This window comes from Paraburkholderia sprentiae WSM5005 (assembly GCF_001865575.2).
Lineage (GTDB): Bacteria > Pseudomonadota > Gammaproteobacteria > Burkholderiales > Burkholderiaceae > Paraburkholderia > Paraburkholderia sprentiae.
Map to the genome: position 1 here is coordinate 1,034,450 of NZ_CP017562.2, position 18,290 is coordinate 1,052,739.

General features: G+C 64.9%; 12 protein-coding genes and 1 pseudogene. 7 read left to right on the forward strand and 6 right to left on the reverse strand.

Annotation, left to right across the window (positions count from 1 at the left end; translation table 11 throughout):
- The first annotated feature begins 35 nt into the window (after window positions 1-35).
- Both BJG93_RS21510 and BJG93_RS21515 read left to right on the forward strand, forming a co-directional pair.
- Window positions 36-1,805, forward strand: a complete 1,770-nt coding sequence (locus tag BJG93_RS21510; RefSeq protein WP_027196270.1) for a VRR-NUC domain-containing protein — start codon at window positions 36-38, stop codon at window positions 1,803-1,805.
- Window positions 1,802-4,063 (forward strand): ATP-dependent DNA helicase, encoded by a 2,262-nt coding sequence (locus BJG93_RS21515; RefSeq protein ID WP_027196271.1) that lies wholly within the window; start codon window positions 1,802-1,804, stop codon window positions 4,061-4,063. Before BJG93_RS21510 ends, BJG93_RS21515 begins: the two co-directional genes overlap by 4 nt.
- A 47-nt stretch (window positions 4,064-4,110) precedes the next feature.
- Here BJG93_RS21515 and BJG93_RS21520 read toward each other — a convergent pair whose 3' ends face one another.
- Entirely contained in the window at window positions 4,111-6,774 is a 2,664-nt protein-coding gene (locus tag BJG93_RS21520) for a mechanosensitive ion channel domain-containing protein (RefSeq protein ID WP_027196272.1), read from the reverse strand.
- A gap of 370 nt (window positions 6,775-7,144) precedes the next feature.
- On the reverse strand, window positions 7,145-8,584 hold the full coding sequence (locus BJG93_RS21525; protein WP_027196273.1) for a sigma-54-dependent transcriptional regulator: 1,440 nt from the start codon (window positions 8,582-8,584) through the stop codon (window positions 7,145-7,147).
- Window positions 8,585-9,809: 1,225 nt separating this feature from the next.
- Here BJG93_RS21525 and BJG93_RS21530 point away from each other — a divergent pair.
- The 5 genes and pseudogenes from BJG93_RS21530 to BJG93_RS21550 all read left to right on the forward strand — a co-directional run.
- Entirely contained in the window at window positions 9,810-10,088 is a 279-nt protein-coding gene (locus BJG93_RS21530; protein ID WP_027196274.1) for a hypothetical protein, read from the forward strand.
- A 69-nt stretch (window positions 10,089-10,157) separates the two neighbouring features.
- Window positions 10,158-11,360: an AAA family ATPase gene (locus BJG93_RS21535; protein ID WP_027196275.1), complete on the forward strand. Its 1,203-nt coding sequence runs from the start codon at window positions 10,158-10,160 to the stop codon at window positions 11,358-11,360.
- 172 nt (window positions 11,361-11,532) lie between these two features.
- Complete coding sequence (locus BJG93_RS21540) at window positions 11,533-12,972, forward strand: nicotinate phosphoribosyltransferase (protein WP_027196276.1); 1,440 nt, start codon at window positions 11,533-11,535, stop codon at window positions 12,970-12,972.
- 179 nt (window positions 12,973-13,151) lie between these two features.
- Window positions 13,152-13,631 carry a nuclear transport factor 2 family protein gene (locus BJG93_RS21545; protein WP_027196277.1) on the forward strand — a complete coding sequence of 160 codons (480 nt, stop codon included), beginning with the start codon at window positions 13,152-13,154 and terminating at the stop codon, window positions 13,629-13,631.
- 109 nt (window positions 13,632-13,740) lie between these two features.
- Window positions 13,741-13,859 (forward strand): annotated as a pseudogene (locus tag BJG93_RS21550) (2-oxoglutarate-dependent dioxygenase); the annotation flags it as partial.
- A 172-nt stretch (window positions 13,860-14,031) separates the two neighbouring features.
- On the opposite strand, the gene BJG93_RS21555 reads toward BJG93_RS21550, so the two are convergent.
- The 4 genes from BJG93_RS21555 to BJG93_RS21570 all read right to left on the reverse strand — a co-directional run bounded on the left by BJG93_RS21555 (window position 14,032) and on the right by BJG93_RS21570 (window position 18,244).
- Window positions 14,032-14,322, reverse strand: coding sequence for a PAAR domain-containing protein (locus BJG93_RS21555; protein ID WP_082194562.1), 291 nt, complete (start codon window positions 14,320-14,322; stop codon window positions 14,032-14,034).
- A gap of 304 nt (window positions 14,323-14,626) precedes the next feature.
- On the reverse strand, window positions 14,627-16,144 hold the full coding sequence (locus BJG93_RS21560; protein WP_027196278.1) for a T6SS phospholipase effector Tle1-like catalytic domain-containing protein: 1,518 nt from the start codon (window positions 16,142-16,144) through the stop codon (window positions 14,627-14,629).
- 2 nt (window positions 16,145-16,146) lie between these two features.
- The gene (locus BJG93_RS21565; protein ID WP_231337583.1) at window positions 16,147-16,758 is read right to left on the reverse strand and encodes a DUF3304 domain-containing protein; all 612 of its coding nucleotides are present in this window, start codon (window positions 16,756-16,758) and stop codon (window positions 16,147-16,149) included.
- Window positions 16,759-16,930: 172 nt separating this feature from the next.
- Window positions 16,931-18,244: a DUF4123 domain-containing protein gene (locus tag BJG93_RS21570; RefSeq protein ID WP_231337584.1), complete on the reverse strand. Its 1,314-nt coding sequence runs from the start codon at window positions 18,242-18,244 to the stop codon at window positions 16,931-16,933.
- Window positions 18,245-18,290: the final 46 nt, after the last annotated feature.

Here is an 18,290-nt window from a genome sequence, read left to right on the forward strand (position 1 = left end):
CACTGTATAAACATACAGGTCCTGCAAAAAAGTCCGTGGCAACCGATGCTCGCTCAGAGATCCGCTCTGACGTCCCTTACTACCTGCTGAATTTCGAGCGCGCGCTTGCGTGGCTCGCCGCGCGTTACGACGACCTGCTCGACGAAGAAGAGCACGGTTTTCTGGAGACTTTCGCTACGTTGCCGCAGGTATCGCGTGCGTTGCTGGTGCGCATGCTGATGCGCAAGGGCATGCTGTTTCGCGCGAGCCGCCTCGTTTATGACGAAATCGGCTGTCCGCTGCAGGCGGTGGCGCCGCTGGCGGTGCATCGCTGGATCGACACCGAGCCGGCTTTGTCGCTCGACGATCTGTTTGCGCTCAGCACGCGTGCGCAATTGCTGGACATGTTCGCCGGCGCGATCGCGCGAATTCCCGGCGCGAAGGCGTTGCGCAAATCGGATCTGCTCGAAACGCTGCGCGCGTTTTACCCAACTGCCAGCGGCGACGCGTATGCGCGCCTATCGCGTCCGCTTTCTGCTTGGCATGGCGCCACGACGGACCGCGTGCTGCACGTTGCGATCGCGCCGTTGTGCGATCGCTTGCGCCTGATGTTCTTCGGCAATCTGCATCAAGAGTGGTCGGAGTTCGTGCTCGCCGATCTTGGCGTGTTCCAGTACGAAAAGGTCGCGTTCGGACCGTCGTCGCGTGCGTTCCAGCAACGCGCGGACGTGGACGTTTATCTCGCGCTGCACGCGTGCCGCGAAGCCCTCGACCGGCTACCGGTCGACCACGACGCGTCCGCACTGCACGAACTGATCGCGACCGTCCGCTCGATCGACACCTCGAATGCGTGGCTCGAAACGCGTCGCGCGAAGCTCCTGTTTAAGATCGGCCGGGATTGCGAACGGCGCGAGCAGTGGGACACCGCGCTCGCGGTGTACGACGCGTGCGCGTGGCCCGATGCGCGTCATCGACGCATGCGCGTGCTCGAGCGCAGCGAGCGTGACGGGGAAGCGCTCGCGCTCGCCTTGCAGGCCGATGCCGCGCCATACAGCGAGGAAGAGGCGCAGCGCGTCGCCCGCATGTTGCCGCGCTTGCGGCGCAAATGCGGCGTGCCGGTGCCGCGCGCGCCGGCGGCGCGGACTGTCGAGCGCGGCACGCTGATGCTGCCGAAGCCGGACACGCCGATGGCCGTCGAATACGTGGTGCGCGATCATTTGAGCAGCGAAGCCGCGCCGGTGCATTACGTCGAGAACGCGCTGATCAATTCGCTGTTCGGTCTGCTGTGCTGGGAGCCGGTTTTCGCCGCGCTGCCCGGCGCGTTTTTCCATCCGTTCCAGCGCGGGCCGGCCGATCTGCACGCGCCGGATTTTCATGCGCGTCGCGCCACGCAGTTCGCCGCGTGCTTCGCGCAGCTCGACAGCGGCGTCTATCGCGAGACGATTCTGCGGCATCTGCATGACAAGTCCGGCCTGCAGTCGCCGTTCGTATTCTGGGGACTGCTGACACCCGAACTGGTGGCGCTCGCGCTCGACTGTCTGCCCGCCGCGCACCTGAAGCTGTGGTTCGAGCGCTTGCTGCGCGACACTCGCGGCAATCGTTCGGGCTTGCCCGACCTGGTCCGGTTCTGGCCGGCCGAGCGTCGCTATGAATTGATCGAGGTGAAAGGCCCCGGCGATCGTCTGCAGGACAACCAGGTGCGTTGGCTCGCGTATTGCGCGCAGCACGGCATGCCGGTGCGCGTGGTCGACGTGCGCTGGGCGGGGCAAGAGGCGCAGAGCGAAGCAGATGTTGCAACGCAAGTCAAAGCGGAGCGCGTCGTATGAGTTACGTCGTGGCCGTTCGCGCGATGTGCGAATTCACCGCGCGGCGCGGCGATCTCGATCTGCGCTTCACGCCCGCGCCGACTTCGATCGAGGGCATCGCGGGCCATCAGATGGTTGCCGGCCGTCGCGCGAGCAGCTACGAAACCGAAGTTGCGTTGACGGGCACGCATCGCAGCTTGACGGTGCGGGGTCGCGCAGACGGCTACGATCCCATCGCGAACCGGCTCGAAGAAGTGAAGACGTACCGCGGCGATCTCACGCGCATGCCTGCCAATCATCGCGTGCTGCATTGGGCGCAGGCGCTCGTGTATGGGCATCTGCTGTGTCGGGCGCGCGGGCTCGCCGAGTTGACGGTCGCGCTCGTGTACTTCGATATCGGCAGTCAGAAGGAAACCGTGCTCACGCAGCAGCACGGCGCACGCGAACTGGAAACCTTCTTCGTCGAGCAGTGTGAGCGATTTCTCGATTGGGCCGTGCAGGAAGACGCCCATCGCGTCGCGCGCAATGCGGCGCTCGTCACGTTGCAGTTTCCCTATGGGCGGTTTCGCTGCGGGCAGCGCGAACTTGCGGTGGCCGTGTATCGCGCGGCACGCGACGGCAAACAGTTGATGGCGCAGGCGCCGACCGGCATCGGTAAGACGCTGGCGACGATTTTTCCGTTGCTGAAGGCTTGCGGCGAAGACCGGCTCGACCGGGTGTTCTTCCTGACCGCGAAGACGCCGGGCCGCGCGCTTGCGCTCGATGCGATCGACTCGCTGCACCAGCCGGCGCCGTTGCCGCTCAGAACGCTCGAACTCGTCGCGCGCGACAAAGCCTGCGAGCATCCGGATAAAGCCTGCAACGGCGAGTCCTGTCCGCTCGCGCGCGGCTTTTACGATCGTCTCGATGCGGCGCGTGCCGCCGCGCTGGCGAGGCCGCGGCTCGATCGCGCGGCGGTGCGCGAGGCGGCGCTTGCGCACGGGATCTGCCCGTACTATCTGGCGCAGGAGCTCGCGCGCTGGGCCGATGTGATCGTCGGCGATTACAACTACTACTACGACGCAAGCGCGATGCTGCATGCGCTCACGCAGATCAACCAGTGGCGCGTCGGCGTGCTGGTCGACGAAGCGCACAACTTGCTCGAACGCGCACGGCGCATGTATACCGCCTCGCTCGATCAAAGCGCGTTCCGGCTCGTGCGCAAGAATGCGCCGGCGGCGCTAAAGAAGCCGCTCGAACGCTTGCAGCGCGAGTGGAACGCGGTGAAGCGCGCACAGACGGCCAGCTATCAGGTGCATGCGCAGGTGCCCGGCAAACTGCTGGCCGCCGCGCAGAATCTGATCAGCGCGGTGACGGATCAGCTCGCCGATGCGCCGTTGTCGATCGACGAACACGCGCTGCGCGTTTTCTTCGACGCGATGCACTTCGTCGCGCTCGCCGAGCAGTTCGGCGAGCACTCGATGTTCGACGTGACATTGAGCGCCGAGCGCTACGCGCCGCGCGACCCAACCAGCGCATTACTGTGCGTGCGCAACGTGATCCCCGCGCCGTTCCTCGCGCCGCGCTATGCGGCCGCGCGTACCACGGTGATGTTCTCCGGCACGCTGAATCCGCAGCATTTCTATCGCGACACCCTGGGGCTCGCCGACGACACGCAATGGCTCGACGTCGAAGGACCGTTTCGCGCGGAGCAATTGCAGGTGCACGTGGCCGCTCATGTGTCGACGCGCTGGCGCGACCGCGAGCGCTCGCTCGCGCCGATCGTCGAGCTGATCGCGAAGCAGTACGACGCGCAGCCCGGCAACTACCTGGGCTTCCTGAGCAGTTTCGACTATCTGCAACGCGTGGTCGCGCTGCTGCGCGAGCGGCATCCCGCCTTGCCGGTGTGGGCGCAGGAGCCGGGCATGGACGAAGCGGCGCGCGACGCGTTTCTCGCGCGCTTCAGGACGATGAATCAGGGTATCGGCTTCGCGGTGCTCGGCGGCGCGTTTTCGGAAGGCGTCGATCTGACCGGTCAGCAACTGATCGGCGCGTTCGTCGCGACACTTGGTCTGCCGCAGGTCAACGAGGTCAACGAGCAGATGCGCCGCGCGCTCGACGCGCGCTTCGGCCATGGCTACGACTACATGTACCTGTATCCGGGTTTGCAGAAGGTGGTGCAGGCGGCGGGGCGCGTAATCCGCACCGAAGAAGATCGCGGCGTCGTGCATCTGATCGACGACCGCTTTCGCAGGCCGGAAGTGCGTCGCCTGTTGCCGCGCTGGTGGCAGATCGGCTAGCGCTGCGCCGTGCTAGCGAACGCTCACGGGGCGCAGCGCTCGGCGCATCATGCGTGCGGCGAGGTCACGCCTGGATTGCCGGGCGTGCCGGGGCCGCCGGCTGGGCTCGGATCGACCGGAATCTGATCGTCGAGCGGCGCGTCGCCCTTGTGCGGCGCATGGTCGTCCCACCCGGCGTCGCGGTCCGGATGGTCACCGTGGCGTGCGCGAGGCACGGCTGTATCGAGCTTGGCCTTGCTCGCCGGGTCCCACGTGAGCAGATGACGCTGCGGATTCGCGATCTCGATGCCGAGTTCGCTGAAGCGCTCGAGGATGCGTCGGTTGAATTCGCGTTGCACACCCCAGCGCGACGTATCGCGGCATTGCATCTGGCCGGCCAGCGTGATCGCCGAACCGTCGACGGCATCGACGCCCCAGAACGAGAAGTCCGCCAGGATGCCGTCCTTGAACTTGTCGTCCGCGCGCAGCGATGCGCCGATTTCCTTCAGCGTGTCGATCGCGCGCTCGACGTCCTGGCCGAACACGATGTTCACGCGCACCGCCGCATTGCCGATGCCGCGATTCGTATTGTTCACGGTCGACACCGAGCTGAATGGCACCGTAAACAGCGAGCCGTCGCTGCCGCGCAGCCGCACGGTGCGAATCGACAGATATTCGACGGTGCCCGACACGCCCGCGAGCGTGACCCAGTCGCCGACCTGCATCGCGTTTTCCATCAGCAGAAAGATACCCGTGATGAAGTCCTGCACGAGCTTCTGCGACCCGAATCCCAGCGCGACGCCGAAAATGCTCGCGCCCGCGAGCAGCGGTCCGATGTTGACGCCGAGTTGGCTCAGGCCGGTCAGCACGACGACGAGCGCGATGACGCAGAACAGCGCGCTGCGCAGCATCGGCATCAAAGTGCGCAGGCGCGCGGCGCGCACCAGATCGCCGCTGCTCGTCCAGTTGTCGAGGCGACGTTCGGCCGACACGTTGACGACCTCCCACACCACTAGCGCGATGACCGCGGCGACGGCGATCGTCGCGAACGCCGATGCGAGCCGGTGGCCGATCGTGCCGCTGCGGAACAGATCGACCACGTCGACGCCCCACGCCTGCAACAGCACGAGCGCGGTGACGATGCCGATGATCCAGCCGATCACGCGCCGCAGCGCCGGATAGTACCGGTAGGCGTGTTGATGCACGAGCGAGCGTGCCGCTTCCTCCTGCACATGGAAGATGCGCGCGAGCGCGCCGAAGATCACGATCGACACGAGCCGTGCGCCCATCAGTATGGCAAGCGTCATGCCGCCGATATTCACGAGCGCGTGATAGCCGTTGCGGACGTCGAAAGCCCACACGAACCACAGGCCCATCACGATGACCACGGTCACCCAGGCCCATGCGTCCGCGAGCGCGTTGCCGAACATCTGCAACGACTCGTGCGCGGAGAAGCGATTTTGAATTCGGTTGGCGACCGGCTTCGCGCAGCGCAATACGAGGATCGAGATCATCACGTGACCGACAAGCGCGACCACCTTGAGCAGTGCGAGATGCGCGGCGTCGTTCATACCGAGCGCTTGCGCGACTTCGGCGAGCGCGACACCGGCACCGACCACGCTGACGATCCGCACGATCCAGCCGAGCACGAACGCGGCCCACGCATCGCCCATGCGCAACAGACGCAGACGCGGTGCGCTCGGCTGCAGGAAGAACGCGCCGACGATCACGACGCAGCGGCACACCACATAGACGTCGATCAGCGAATCGAGCGCGCGATCCTGCGGCGTACCGTTGTCGGTGAAGATGGACATCAGCGCGCTCGCCGCGCCGACGAACACCGCGATGGGTACGAGCCGTAGCAGGGTGATCAGCAACGCGCGCGGCAGACGTTGCAGCAGCGTCCAGTGGTGCGTCGCATTGCGCTTGCCTTCGGCCTCGATCGCGCGGCCTTTCTCGGATGGCGTCGCGTACGGCGCGGTCGGGCCGGTCGCGACGGCTTGCGCCTCCGCCTCCAGCACTGGCGGCACCGACGACATCGCGGGCAGCGGCGGCGTGCTGGTTGGCGGATGACCGGCCGGCGGGGCCCCGGCGACGGCGGGCGCGGGCGGCGGCGCGCCGCCGTTTTGGTCCTCCAGCGCGGCGGCTTCGCGGCGCGCCGCGATCGCCCGATAGACGCGCCGCAGCAGCCGCCGCGCCAGCCATTCGAACACCAACGCGGGAATCAGCGCGGCCAGCAGCGACCACAGGACCTTGAACAGCACCGCGCGCGCGTGCGGGTTCGTGAACTGCCAATTCCACCATGCGCGCACGGACGCGACGTCGAGCAGTGCGGCGATCGAGCCGCGCAGCGAGGTCGCGAGATGGCCCGCGTAGTGCGCGCCCTCGCGCGCGAGCTGCGAGGCGAGGCCATTGGATTTGAACGCGGCCGGCACCAGCGACGCTGCGCCGCTTGCGGCGGCCGGCGCCGATGCCGCCGCCGGCGCGGAAGCGGACGGCGCGCTCAAGGCGCCGGCCGCGGCGATCGCCTGCAGCGTATCGGCGACCTGCGCGCGACGTTTCGGGTCGTTCAGCACGGCGAGCGCGTCGCGGGCCTGCTGAGGCGTCAGGGTGACGGCGGCGGACGCGGGCGAGGTGGATGGGGTGTGGGCCGACTGCGGTGCGGCGGCGAGGGCGGACGCCGCGCCGGCGAGCAGAAAAATGAAAAAACAGATGCGCAGAAGTTTTTGCATAGGGTGTAAAGCGGATGAAACCGGTGCGGACGATCGTGCCGGAACGTGAGGCCTCTTTCAGCGGGGCGACCCGGGACCGACACGGGCCGCAGCGCCGAAGTTCCTGTGGCGAGGCACGCTGGGCGGGCAAAAGGGCCGCAAGAGCGGCGCCGGCCGGACGTGGCGTTGACGTGACAGGATAGCCGATGCTGGCCGGCAGGCCTGTCGAAAGTTGCGGAAAGTTCGCCCGGCGAACCGCTTCCCGGGTGGAAAGGCCGGTTGCGGCGCGGGATGTCCCGGACGACTGCGCAAGGTGTGGGCACGGTGCGGTAAGTCGGGGATGATCAATCGCCGTGCCCGTGAGCGGCTAAGCGCCCACTACAAAAAACGCTCAAATGCCGGCTGATGCCACTGACGGGGTTTGCCGCTCGGCGTCGCCGCCGGCATCGGAGCCACCGCTCGCGCTGCGTCCGGCCGGCTCCTGATGCAGCCGGTTCGCGTGCATCAGCCGATACAGCGTCGCGCGCGAAATGCCGAGTTCGGCCGCCGCGTCGGAAAGCTTGTAGCCGTGCCGCAGCAGCGCGGTTTCGATCGCATCCTTTTCGGCTTTGCTGCGAATTTCCGCGAGCGTGACCGCGGGGCCGGTGTCGGCCTCCGGCAAGCCGAGGTCGCTCGCGGTGATGAAGCGGCCCTCGCTCATCACGACCGCGCGGCGCACGCAGTTGATCAGCTCGCGCACGTTGCCCGGCCACGGATAGTTCGACATCGCGACGATCGCGTCGCTCGACAGCCCGCGCAGTTTGCGCGCGCCGTCCTGCTTGTACATGCTGAGCGCGTAATTGGCGAGCAGTTTGATGTCGCCGCCGCGCTCGCGCAGTGGCGGCTCGACGAGGCGCAGCACGCATAGGCGGTGATAGAGGTCGGAGCGAAAGCGTCCGTCTTCGACGGCGCGCTCCAGATCGACGTGGGTCGCGGAGATCACGCGCACGTCGACGCTGATCGGACCGTTGCCGCCGAGCCGCTCGATCGTGCCTTCCTGCAGGAAGCGCAGCAGCACCGACTGGCATTCGTGCGGCATGTCGCCGATTTCGTCGAGAAACAGCGTGCCTTCATGCGCGCTCTCGATGCGGCCGATCTTGCGTTGCAGCGCGCCGGTAAACGCGCCGCGCTCGTGGCCGAACAGTTCGGCCTGCAATAGGCTGGGTGGAATCGCCGCGCAATTGATCGCGACGAAGGTGCGGTCTGCGCGCGGCGAACGGTCGTGAATAGCACGAGCGGTCAGCTCCTTGCCGGTGCCCGACTCGCCCGCGATAAACACCGGCGCGTCGGTCGCGCTGCATTTGTCGATGCGCCGGTAGAGCTGCTGCATCGGCTCGCATTGCCCGACCATGCCGTGGCGGCCGAGCGAGGGCTCCGGCGTGACGCGCGGCTGACGCAGGCTCGACAATCCGTGCGCGTGGCCGAGCGCGAACACGAGTCGTTCGTTGAGCCACGGCTGCGTCACGAAGTCGAAGCAGTAATCGAGGATGAAACGGCTGACCAGCTCGTTGTCGGCCTGACCCGGCACGATTTGCGCGACCCAGTTGGTTTCGACGCGGCGCATGCACAGCGCGAGCGCGGACAGCTGCTGCGACGTGCACTCTTCGGGCAGCTGAACGAGACCGACCTTGATGTCGCCGCGTTCGATGATGCGTTCGGCCACCGCCGTGCTTTTTGCGTGCACGGCTTGCCATCCCGACGCGGCCAGAAACGCGACGAGTTGCTGGTCGGGCGCGTGCGCCACGTACAGAACCGTGCGTTCTATGTCGGCCGGCGTGCAAGTCGTAGTCATGGTTCCCCCGTTCGATTCTTGGGACAGCTGTGCGACATAGCGACATTCAGGGAACCGCAACCCGCTGCATGGCGGACCGATTCATGCAACGCGACGACCTGTCGTTCATTGCTGAAACTGCCCGGCGACTTGATCCCGGAATCGTGAAAACCACTCGAGCCGTGGCCTGCCTCGTTGATCTGATACCAGCGCTCTGATTGGCGCATGGCCTAAAGATAAGCGAAAGCGCCTGAAAGCGCCAGACAAAGAAACATGGATGAAAAATGCCGAATCACTAATGAAAAAGCGGTCAAGCCTATTTATGCGAGCCATCGCACATTGCGTAGCAATTGCCTGGGCATTAAGGCGCGACAAAAACAGACGGGGCGCGCGCAGCCGTGTTTCATACTTGCGACAGATTGGGCAGCGTGCGTCGAATGCGCTTTGCCGTGCCGGGTCAGGCGCTTTTGCGGCCTGCAGGAGCGGCGAAGCCCCGTGTGGCCGGCCCCGCGGCCAGCCAACGGATCGGCGAGACGGAGCGGGGCACGCGCTCTGCGGCCAGCGCGCGGCGATTCGACGTGTCAGAAACGAATCAATGCGCGCCGCGCCAAAAATCGACCAGGCTCGCGCCGAGCCAAAATCGAAGCCAATTTCACCGTGGCGTGAGGCTTTGCCGGGGTCCTTACAGATTGGAACGCGTGTTGGCATAACCGTTGCAATATGGTCTGCACAGAAAAAATCTTTTTCCGCCAGGTCGTCGGTACGGGGAATACCGGATTAAAAAAAACCGGTGGTAAAAGGTCATTCGCAGACACGGTCGGGGAAGCATCAGATGTTTGCGGCAGCGCGGCGAGGCCTTCTTGAATACGTCAGAAAACGGGTGAGTGGTGGACCGGCATCGCGGCCATTCAAAACCGGACGACCAGAAAAAGGCATCGACTTCGCCGTTTTTCCTTTTCGACTTTTTGTCCTGACGACGCGAAAAGGATGGCGATAACGACAGGCAACGCGCTGGCAACGTTCGCAAGCGACGCGCCGACAAGGGAAGGAGCAGCGCCGGATCAGGGCCGGCCGGCGCGATGGAGCAGGGAGAGAGGCGATAGTCTCCGCAGAGAGACGAATGACGACGTGAACCAGGTGCCGTGTCCGTGGGTTGACATGGGCACGGCCACCTGACCCCATCGCCGGGGCGCTGCCGATGAAACGGCGCGGCCTGGTGCAAATCCGATCGACATCGGGGGCTGTCATGAAACCACAACTGATTCGCAGGCCGGCCGCTTCGGAGCGAACCGCGCTCACTTACCGGCAGTATGTTTCGGCGTCGCGCGCGCGCTTTTTCGCGCAGGCGGGTTCGTCGGTCGATCTGCTGACGCTCGTCGTTGCCCAGGCGCTCGAGCGTCGCGCGCAGGCCGAGATCCGCCGCGACGTGCTGCGCGACGCGCTATACGAGATGCCCGCACACACTGAGCGCAGCGCCGCGTATCACCGCGACGACGATGAAGCCGACGGTGACGCCGACCTTTGACGTTTGCAGCTCGATGTCGGTTGTCGAATAAAAATCCGCGCACGACGCGCCAAGCGCCGCAGAGCTGCCATGATCGACATCTTCCTGATTGCCGCGAGCATCGAAAACGCGCAGCGCATCGTCGTGCGGCTCGAAGAGAGCGGAGTGCCGTACCGTCTGCACACCGCGTACGGTTCGGCCCGGCAACTGCCGATGCACGCGCGCATGGTCCGCGGGGCCGACCTGCTGATCGTCGACGACGCCGATCTGAATGTCCGCGGACTCGACGGCATCGAGGCAACGCTCGCCTGCGCGCCGACGCTCCATTGCATGCTGGTGACGCCGACGCCGTCCACCGCGCTGATTGGCGCGGCGCTGCACGTCGGCGTGCGGCATGTGCTGTCGTGGCCGCTCGATCGTCAGGCCGTCGCCGACGCGCTCGCGCAGATCGGAGTGCGGCGCCGCGAGCCCGAGCGGCGCGGCGCGCGCGTGGTGGCCTTGGCGTCGAGCAAGGGCGGCAGCGGCACGACGCTGATTGCGGTCAACCTTGCGTGCGCGCTGGCCGCGCAGCGTGAGCGGCGCGTGCTGCTGATCGACCTCAGCCAGCAATTCGCCGACGCGAGCCTGCTGATGGCGAATCGCCCGCCGCCCATGACGCTCGCCGATCTGTGCGCGCGTAACGAGCCATTCGACGCGGCTCTGTTCGATGCGTGCGCGATGCATGTGCGCCCGAACCTCGATCTGCTCGCCGGCGCCGGCGATCCGTTGAAGGCCGCCGAGCTGCTGCCGGCGCAACTCGATCCGATGCTGACGCTGGTGCGCGAGCGCTACGACGCGGTGCTGATCGACATCGGCGCGAGCCTGACTCCGTTGACGATCCGCGCGCTCGCCGATAGCGAGACGATCTGCATGGTGGTGCGGCAGAACCCGCTGTACCTGCATGGCGCGCGCCGCATGCTCGATATCTTTCGCGAGCTGGAGCATCCCGCCGGCAAGGTGCGGGTCATCGTCAACCAGTACGACAAGAACGCGCAGATCAATCTGCCGATGCTCGAACGCACGCTCGGCGCGAAGGTCGCGCATCAACTGCCGCGCGACGACCGGCGCGTCAACGACGCGCTGAGCCGGGGCGTGCCGCTCCTCACGTGCGCGCCCGACAGCGGGTTCGCGCAAGGCATCGTCCTGCTCGCGAACATGCTGTGGCCGGCGGGTGGGGAGCGCCGCCGGAACATGCTCGGCCGGCTGCTGTCGACGTGGCCGGATCTGCCGCCGCATTTAAAGCCTGGGGTCTAGGCCGTCCGCTTGCCGGCAAGCGCTCTCGCGCGTACCGGAGTAAGGTGAAGCTGAGGATGATTCTTGGCCTTTCGACGGTGCAGCGTACCCGCGTCAGAGGTTCGAAAGCGTCGGGCAAGCTCCCGCCGTCCGGTCACTCCAGCGAGAAAATCACGTGAGCGCAACACCGTCCATGCAAAACGCGCAGGGTTTCAGCGACCTTGCGTCGATCCTGTCCAATCCGATTCTGAACACGGATTCCTACAAGGCGTCGCACTTTCTGCAATATCCACCCGACGCGTCGGCGATGTTCTCGTACATCGAATCGCGCGGCGGACGTTACGAGCGCACGCTGTTCTTCGGCTTGCAGATGCTGCTGAAGGAATACCTGTCCCGCCCGATCACCGGCGCGATGATCGAGCAGGCCCGCGCCTTCTTCAGCGCGCACGGCGAGCCGTTCAACGAAGCGGGCTGGCGCTACGTCGTGCAGCAATACGGCGGCTATCTACCGGTGCGGATTCGCGCGGTACCCGAAGGCACGATCGTGCCGACGCACAACGTGCTCGTCACCGTGGAATGCGACGATCCCCGGGTGTTCTGGCTCGCCTCGTATCTGGAGACGATGCTGATGCGGGTGTGGTATCCGATCACGGTCGCGACGCAAAGCTGGCATCTGCGCCAGACGATCCGCGCGTATCTGCTGAAAAGCAGCGACGACCTCTCGCAGCTGCCGTTCAAGCTGCACGATTTCGGCGCGCGCGGCGTGTCGAGCGCGGAGTCGGCGGCAATCGGTGGCGCGGCGCATCTCGTCAGCTTCATGGGCTCCGATACGGTGCTCGGCGTGATCGCGGCCAACCACTATTACCACGACAGCATGGCCGCGTTCTCGGTGCCGGCGGCCGAGCACAGCACGATCACCTCGTGGGGCCGCGAGCGCGAAGTCGACGCGTATCGCAACATGATCGCGCGCTTCGGTAAGCCGGGCGGGATCGTTTCAGTGGTGTCCGATTCCTATGACCTGTTCGCCGCGCTGAACGCTTGGGGCGGCGAGCTGAAGCAGGCTGTGCTCGATTCCGGCGGCACGCTGGTGGTTCGACCGGACTCCGGCGATCCGTGCACGATCGTGCTCCATACGCTGCGCTCGCTGGAGGCGTCGTTTGGATCGAAGACGAACAGCAAGGGGCGGCGCGTGCTCGACCATGTGCGCGTGATTCAGGGCGACGGCGTGAATCCGGATTCGATCGTGGCGATTCTCGCCGCGATGGACGAGGCGGGCTTCGCCGCCGACAACATCGTGTTCGGCATGGGCGGCGCGCTGCTGCAGCAGATCAACCGCGATACGCAGCGCTTCGCGATGAAGTGCTCGGCGATCCGGCTGGGCGACACGTGGCACGATGTGTCGAAGGATCCGGTCACGGATCACGGCAAACGCTCGATGAAAGGCCGGCTCACGCTGCTGCGCCATCGCCGTACCGGCAAGTACCGGACGGTCACGTTGCCGATTGTGTGCGACGAGCGCACGGTGGCGGGCGAGTGGGACGAAGCGCTCGCGACGGTATTCGACGCGGGCCGCTTGCTGGTGGATGCGTCGCTGGCCGAGATTCGCGGCCGGGCTTATGCGGACGAGGTTTGATTCACGCTTCTTTGCGCAGATTCAAGCGGTTGTCGGCACGCGCCGGTCCCCATCCGCGCGGTTTTCCTATATCGTGTGCGCGATGTCCGCGCGCGCCTACCGCGCGCGGGCTGTTTTTCCGGCGCGCGCGCGACGCTGTGCGTGCACGACGCGTTCTCGCAATACACCCTACGAGATCAATGAGCCATCCCAACACCGAGCTGATCGAACGTTTTTACACCGCCTTCCAGCAACGCGACGCCGAGACCATGGTCGCGTGTTATGCCGACGACGTCGTCTTCAGCGACCCCGCCTTCGGCGAACTGGTCGGCGACGAAGTGCGCGACATGTGGCGCATGCTCGTCAAGCACGCGCAGGACTTTACGCTGAGCTTCAGCGACGTCGAGGCTGACGACCACAGCGGCCGCGCGCAGTGGGTGGCGCGCTACCGTTTCGTCCAGACGGGGCGCGACGTCGTGAACCGGATCGACGCGCGCTTCGTGTTCCGCGACGGGCTGATCGTCGAGCATCGCGACCGCTTCGATCTGTGGCTATGGATGCGGCAGGCGATGGGCGTGCGCGGCACGCTGTTTGGCTGGTCGCCGTTCGTGCAGCGGATGCTCAGGCAGCAGGCGCGCCGGGGTCTGCTGCACTATCGCGGGCAGTTGAAGCGCGACTAGGCGCGTGGGGCGTCGCGCTTACTAGGACTAGCGAGCGCGTCTGGTATCGGCGCGGCGAGGATTGAGTTGATCGCGCGGCTCGAACGGCGCATCAAGAGCCTGACGAAATTTCCGCTACGCGAACGGCCAGCGCCAACTCGATCCGTTGACCTGCACGGCGGCGCGCCGGTGCTCGCCGACGACAAATGGATGATGACGAAGTGGACGCTTGAGCGCGCGTACGGCTGAGGCGGCGTCTGGCAGGACCGCAGGCAGGCTCCTAATCGGACTACCCGAGCTACGGGGGGGCGGGGCCGCATGTGCGCGCGTGAATGCCGGCGCGCCCTGCATGGCCTGTCGTGCGACGACGCAAGCGGTCGGCAGTGCGATTCGTAACAGTACCCGGCAGCACAGTCCGATCTTACGCGCGTGCGCTGGAACGGTATTGCGATGGAATCAGCAATGGGCAGGGACGACAGTCGCATAAGCACCAGTCACCGCTGAGCGCGGACTGCCGACGGTCTGGTCCCCGCTCGGGAACGCGCTCACCGACGCAGACGATTTTGCCCGTGGTATTGCACGTTGGGCACACAACCGGATCGCCTTCATACGCCGCAGCGCGTCCGTCGATCATGTCATTCCCCAACGTGGCGATCACCCGACCATTGGCGGTCGTGCTATCGCCGTCGCGAATGTCGTGGCGAACACTCATTTGCTCCTCCTGTCATATGTCGTTGCCTAGTGGTTATATCGCGTTGCCCCGTAGCGCACAAAATGCCACTGCTCAGCTTCCGGATCAAAAGAGGGCTACCTGCCTGCGTCGCAATCCGACAGGACGGATTCGATAGAACGGAGCGCGTGAGCGACGACGCCCAAACCGTGCTGGGTCCCGGAATCGCTGCCGGATCTGGCAGAATCGTGTGATGTCGAACAGCGCATGGACCGGCGACAGATCTGCATTGGCAGCTCGGAAAACAACGGGTGGGGTTCCCCGTGCGGACGGGTTTCAGCTTCCATCACGACCCGGAAAACGCCAACTGCGGCGCGGCCGTCGCTCGCGGCACGGGTACCGGCGACGCCTCGGATTGAGATACCGGGACGCGAGCGCCTGGCACCTCGATAATCTGGCGCGGCCTGAGATACCCGCTGCTGTCGATCCTGAGAAATCCGGCGCGCGAGTCGTGCACGTAATGGTCGAAGAAACGGATGAGGCCGGGCGACAGCGTCGGCGGGTTCAGCCACGCGTCCCAGTAGGCCAGTTGCTCCTCAGAAAGCGGTTTGTTCATTTCCTGATCGCCGCCAGCGGCTTCAATCGTGCGCTGGTATTCGCTGCGATCCGTCTTCCACAGCTTCGTCAGATAGGTGCGCCAGTTCATCGTGTCGACGTCGATGTTCATCTGCGCGTGAAACTGCTGGATCCTCTGGAGCTGTGCATTGATCTCCGGGTCGGCCGAGCACACCCCTTTGTAGATGTCGCACGGGTTCTCATTAAAGCGGGCCTTCAGCCATCCGTAATAGAGGCGCATGTGCGCATAGATCTGCCGTTCGAGTGTGCCGTCCGCACCCACCGCGCGCATATATTCGTCAAACAGCGCCTTCACGTCCTCGCCGTACTCGAATAGTTCGAACACATCTTTGGCGGCCAGCTTCGGCGCGGTGAACGGCACGCCACTGATCGCCGCCTCCAGTCGCATGCGGTTCAGGGCAATGCGTGCGAGGTGGTCGGAGCGCGCCTGCTCGTCCGGAAAGTAGCCGCCGCCGACATCCGAATGCACACCCGGCAGCACGATCTCCTCGTAGGGTGCGTCGCTGCCGTGCACGGGCGTCGACGGGAAGCAGGCACGCAGTTCGTGACCCGCGATGAAATGCACGCATCGCTCGACCTGTTCGGGCACGCGCATGCGCAGGTCGGAGAGGTTGTGAGCGGGCAGGCCGACCGACTCGACGGTATCGAACAGACCCAGGAAGCGGATGTGCAGCGGCGCGGACTCGCCGTCCACGGCTGTCGGGCAGGGCCAGTGCGGCACGCCGTCCTTCATCGTGCATTTGTTCAGCAACCGGTTCACGAACGCCCGTGCGAGCGCCGCGCCGCGCGAGAAGCCGAACACCGCGATGTCGATGCGGCTGACCTTGTGGTTGTATCTCAGACTTTCGACGAATTCCTTTTCTGCCTTGTTTAGGCGCACATCGCTGCCCAGTCCGACTCCGCCTCCCAACATCTCGCTGTCGCGGATCTTTTCCCACCAGTCTGGCGCGCTAACATTAAGCGGCGTGCCAACGCCAGGATAGTAGAAGCGGTTGATAAGTGGCGCTTCGTTCTCGTCGACGTGCCCAATGAACAGGCGCGCAATGTTTGAGAGTTTGTGCTTCGGTTCATCGATCTTGCGATTGTTTCCCGTGCCGTCGAAAAAGAAGCTGAACCACGGATGCTGCTCACAGGTCGTGCACGTCATGAACTCTTCCGCGTGTAGCTGCGTGGCGGTCTTCATCGACCGCAGGAAGTGCATCGGATCGTCGGTTACCCAGTCCTGCATCGTTATTCCCCCATGTGGCGCATCACGCGCTCGCCGTAATACAGTTTGTCGACGCGCGGGCTAGCCGATCCGCCTGCCTCTCCCCGGTCCGGGACCAGCTCCACTTCGATCTGATGGTCAGGGAAAAATCTAACCATCAGGATGTTGAACGCATCTTTCTTCGTTGGCATACCGCCCTTGACCACGACGTCACGACTGTACGTCTTCCACTGCGCTTCGTCTTCCTGGTGTCCGCCGACGCGCCAGACTACCCTGATGGTCTGTGCCACACCCGGCATCAGCGAACAACACTCGCGTCCCCCTTTTCCGCCCCTTGAGAATTCCGATACCTGCACTCCTCCGACTCCGGTGTCCTTGCCGGAAGCCGTCTGGATCCAGAAGTCCTGGATGTAGTCCTCGGTGTAATTCGCGCTCCAAGCAGACGCATCGACATAATTGCTCGTCTGACCCACGGCGCAGGCACCGAGCGTGCCGAAAATCATCGCGAGGAAGATGCGTGCCAGCCATCTCATCGATTGGTTCTCCCTGTTTCTGTAGGTGCTGATCTGCCACTTGTCATGGCACCACGTCCTGTCTCTTTGCATTGCATTGCTCTCCGCGGGCTTGAGTGACATCGATCTGTCCATAGTCGCCCCATTACTTCCAGCAATTGAAATCCGGGTCTGACATCCGTTGCTTCGTACACCAGATTGTGAAAGCGGTGGACATACATCCGCTGAGTGGTATCGCGATGATCGCGACCACAACCAGTTGAATCATTCGTTTCACGGCCTTTCCTTCTTCTGACTACCACCAAGGCCGCACAGGCGGCTTGGGCTCTTCGGCGTGCATGCTGACGTAGACGCGCCAGTTGCGGGCGAACGTCACGATCGCCAGCCCTTCACCCTCTGCGCGGGGCAGCTCCCCCGTCACCACGGCGTTATCCGAAGACTCGCCCATCGGCCCGAACCATTTCACACTGACACGGGTTCCCGGGACGGGCACCCGTGCGGATGCGATCTCAATTCCGGTCGGCTCGTAACCCCTTGCGTCGACCTCGCCCAGGTTCGCGCTACTCAGGTAGCTGTCACTAGGGGGCACCAGCTCCATCTTTCGCCTCCAGATCTCCGTGTCGTTCACGACCTTCAGCCGCATGGAGACATACCCGCGTTCCCGCAGCTTTGCCTGATGGGCCAGCGCGGCGGCCTCCACCGCACGCTGCCGGGCCGTGGTCGCCACTTCCTGCCAGACGCCATCGCCCAACGCCGCGTAGGCGTCGACCAGTGTCGTCTTACCGCTGCCGAACTGCGTGAGCACGGCCTTCAGCGCCGGATGATCGTCGTACTGCCGCCCGTAGAGCAGCCCTGCGGCGGCGTAGACGCCCTGGTCCACCTTGTCCGTCACGCCATAGCCGAACGCCTGTTCGATCAGCGGTGCGAGTTGCTGTAGCTGCTCATTCGAATGCACTTCATTGTCGAGCACTTCAGGACGCGCTCGTTGCAGCCAGGCACGTACCTGCGTGGGCGCGCCCGCGTGGTAAAGCGCGTCCACGACGTTTCCGGGCATGGGGAATGCCTCCCATGCCGTCGGAATCCGCAGGTTTTCGCCCGGGAGTTCGACCAGTGCTTCGCGGTAATCCAGGCACCACCATGCGAGGCAGACGCCGAACATGTACCGTCGTGTTTCCTCGGGCAGCGTCCGGTGCAGCACAGGCAGGTAGGCCGGCTGATGGAAGAAGAACCACGCGTCTTCGCCGTCTGGCCCAAGCCACGCGTGCAGCAACGTCTGCAGATGGCCGACGAGCGGCTCGACTTCGTGCGTGGTCCATAACCACGATACGAACCGGTTGTCGCGCTTCGCCAGGCTCAGGAGCGACCGCAATACGCGCAGTGGTTCAACGCCTGCCGGTTCCGGGCAAGCGATCAGGAACGGTCCGGTCGCCGCCAGATCGTCCAGCCCGGTGTCGCCGTACAGCGGCACGCGCGGCATTGTCCCGATGATGTCGGACAGCGGGTACCGCCATTTGCCCGACATCGCGGCATAGTCGATCAGCGCATATAACTTCAACTGCGGATGCGCCGCCTTGTATGCGGCGTACTGGTCGCGAAAGCGGTCCAGCAATGGGTCATTTCGTGTGAGTGACATTCGTTCGGCCGATGGGGATGCA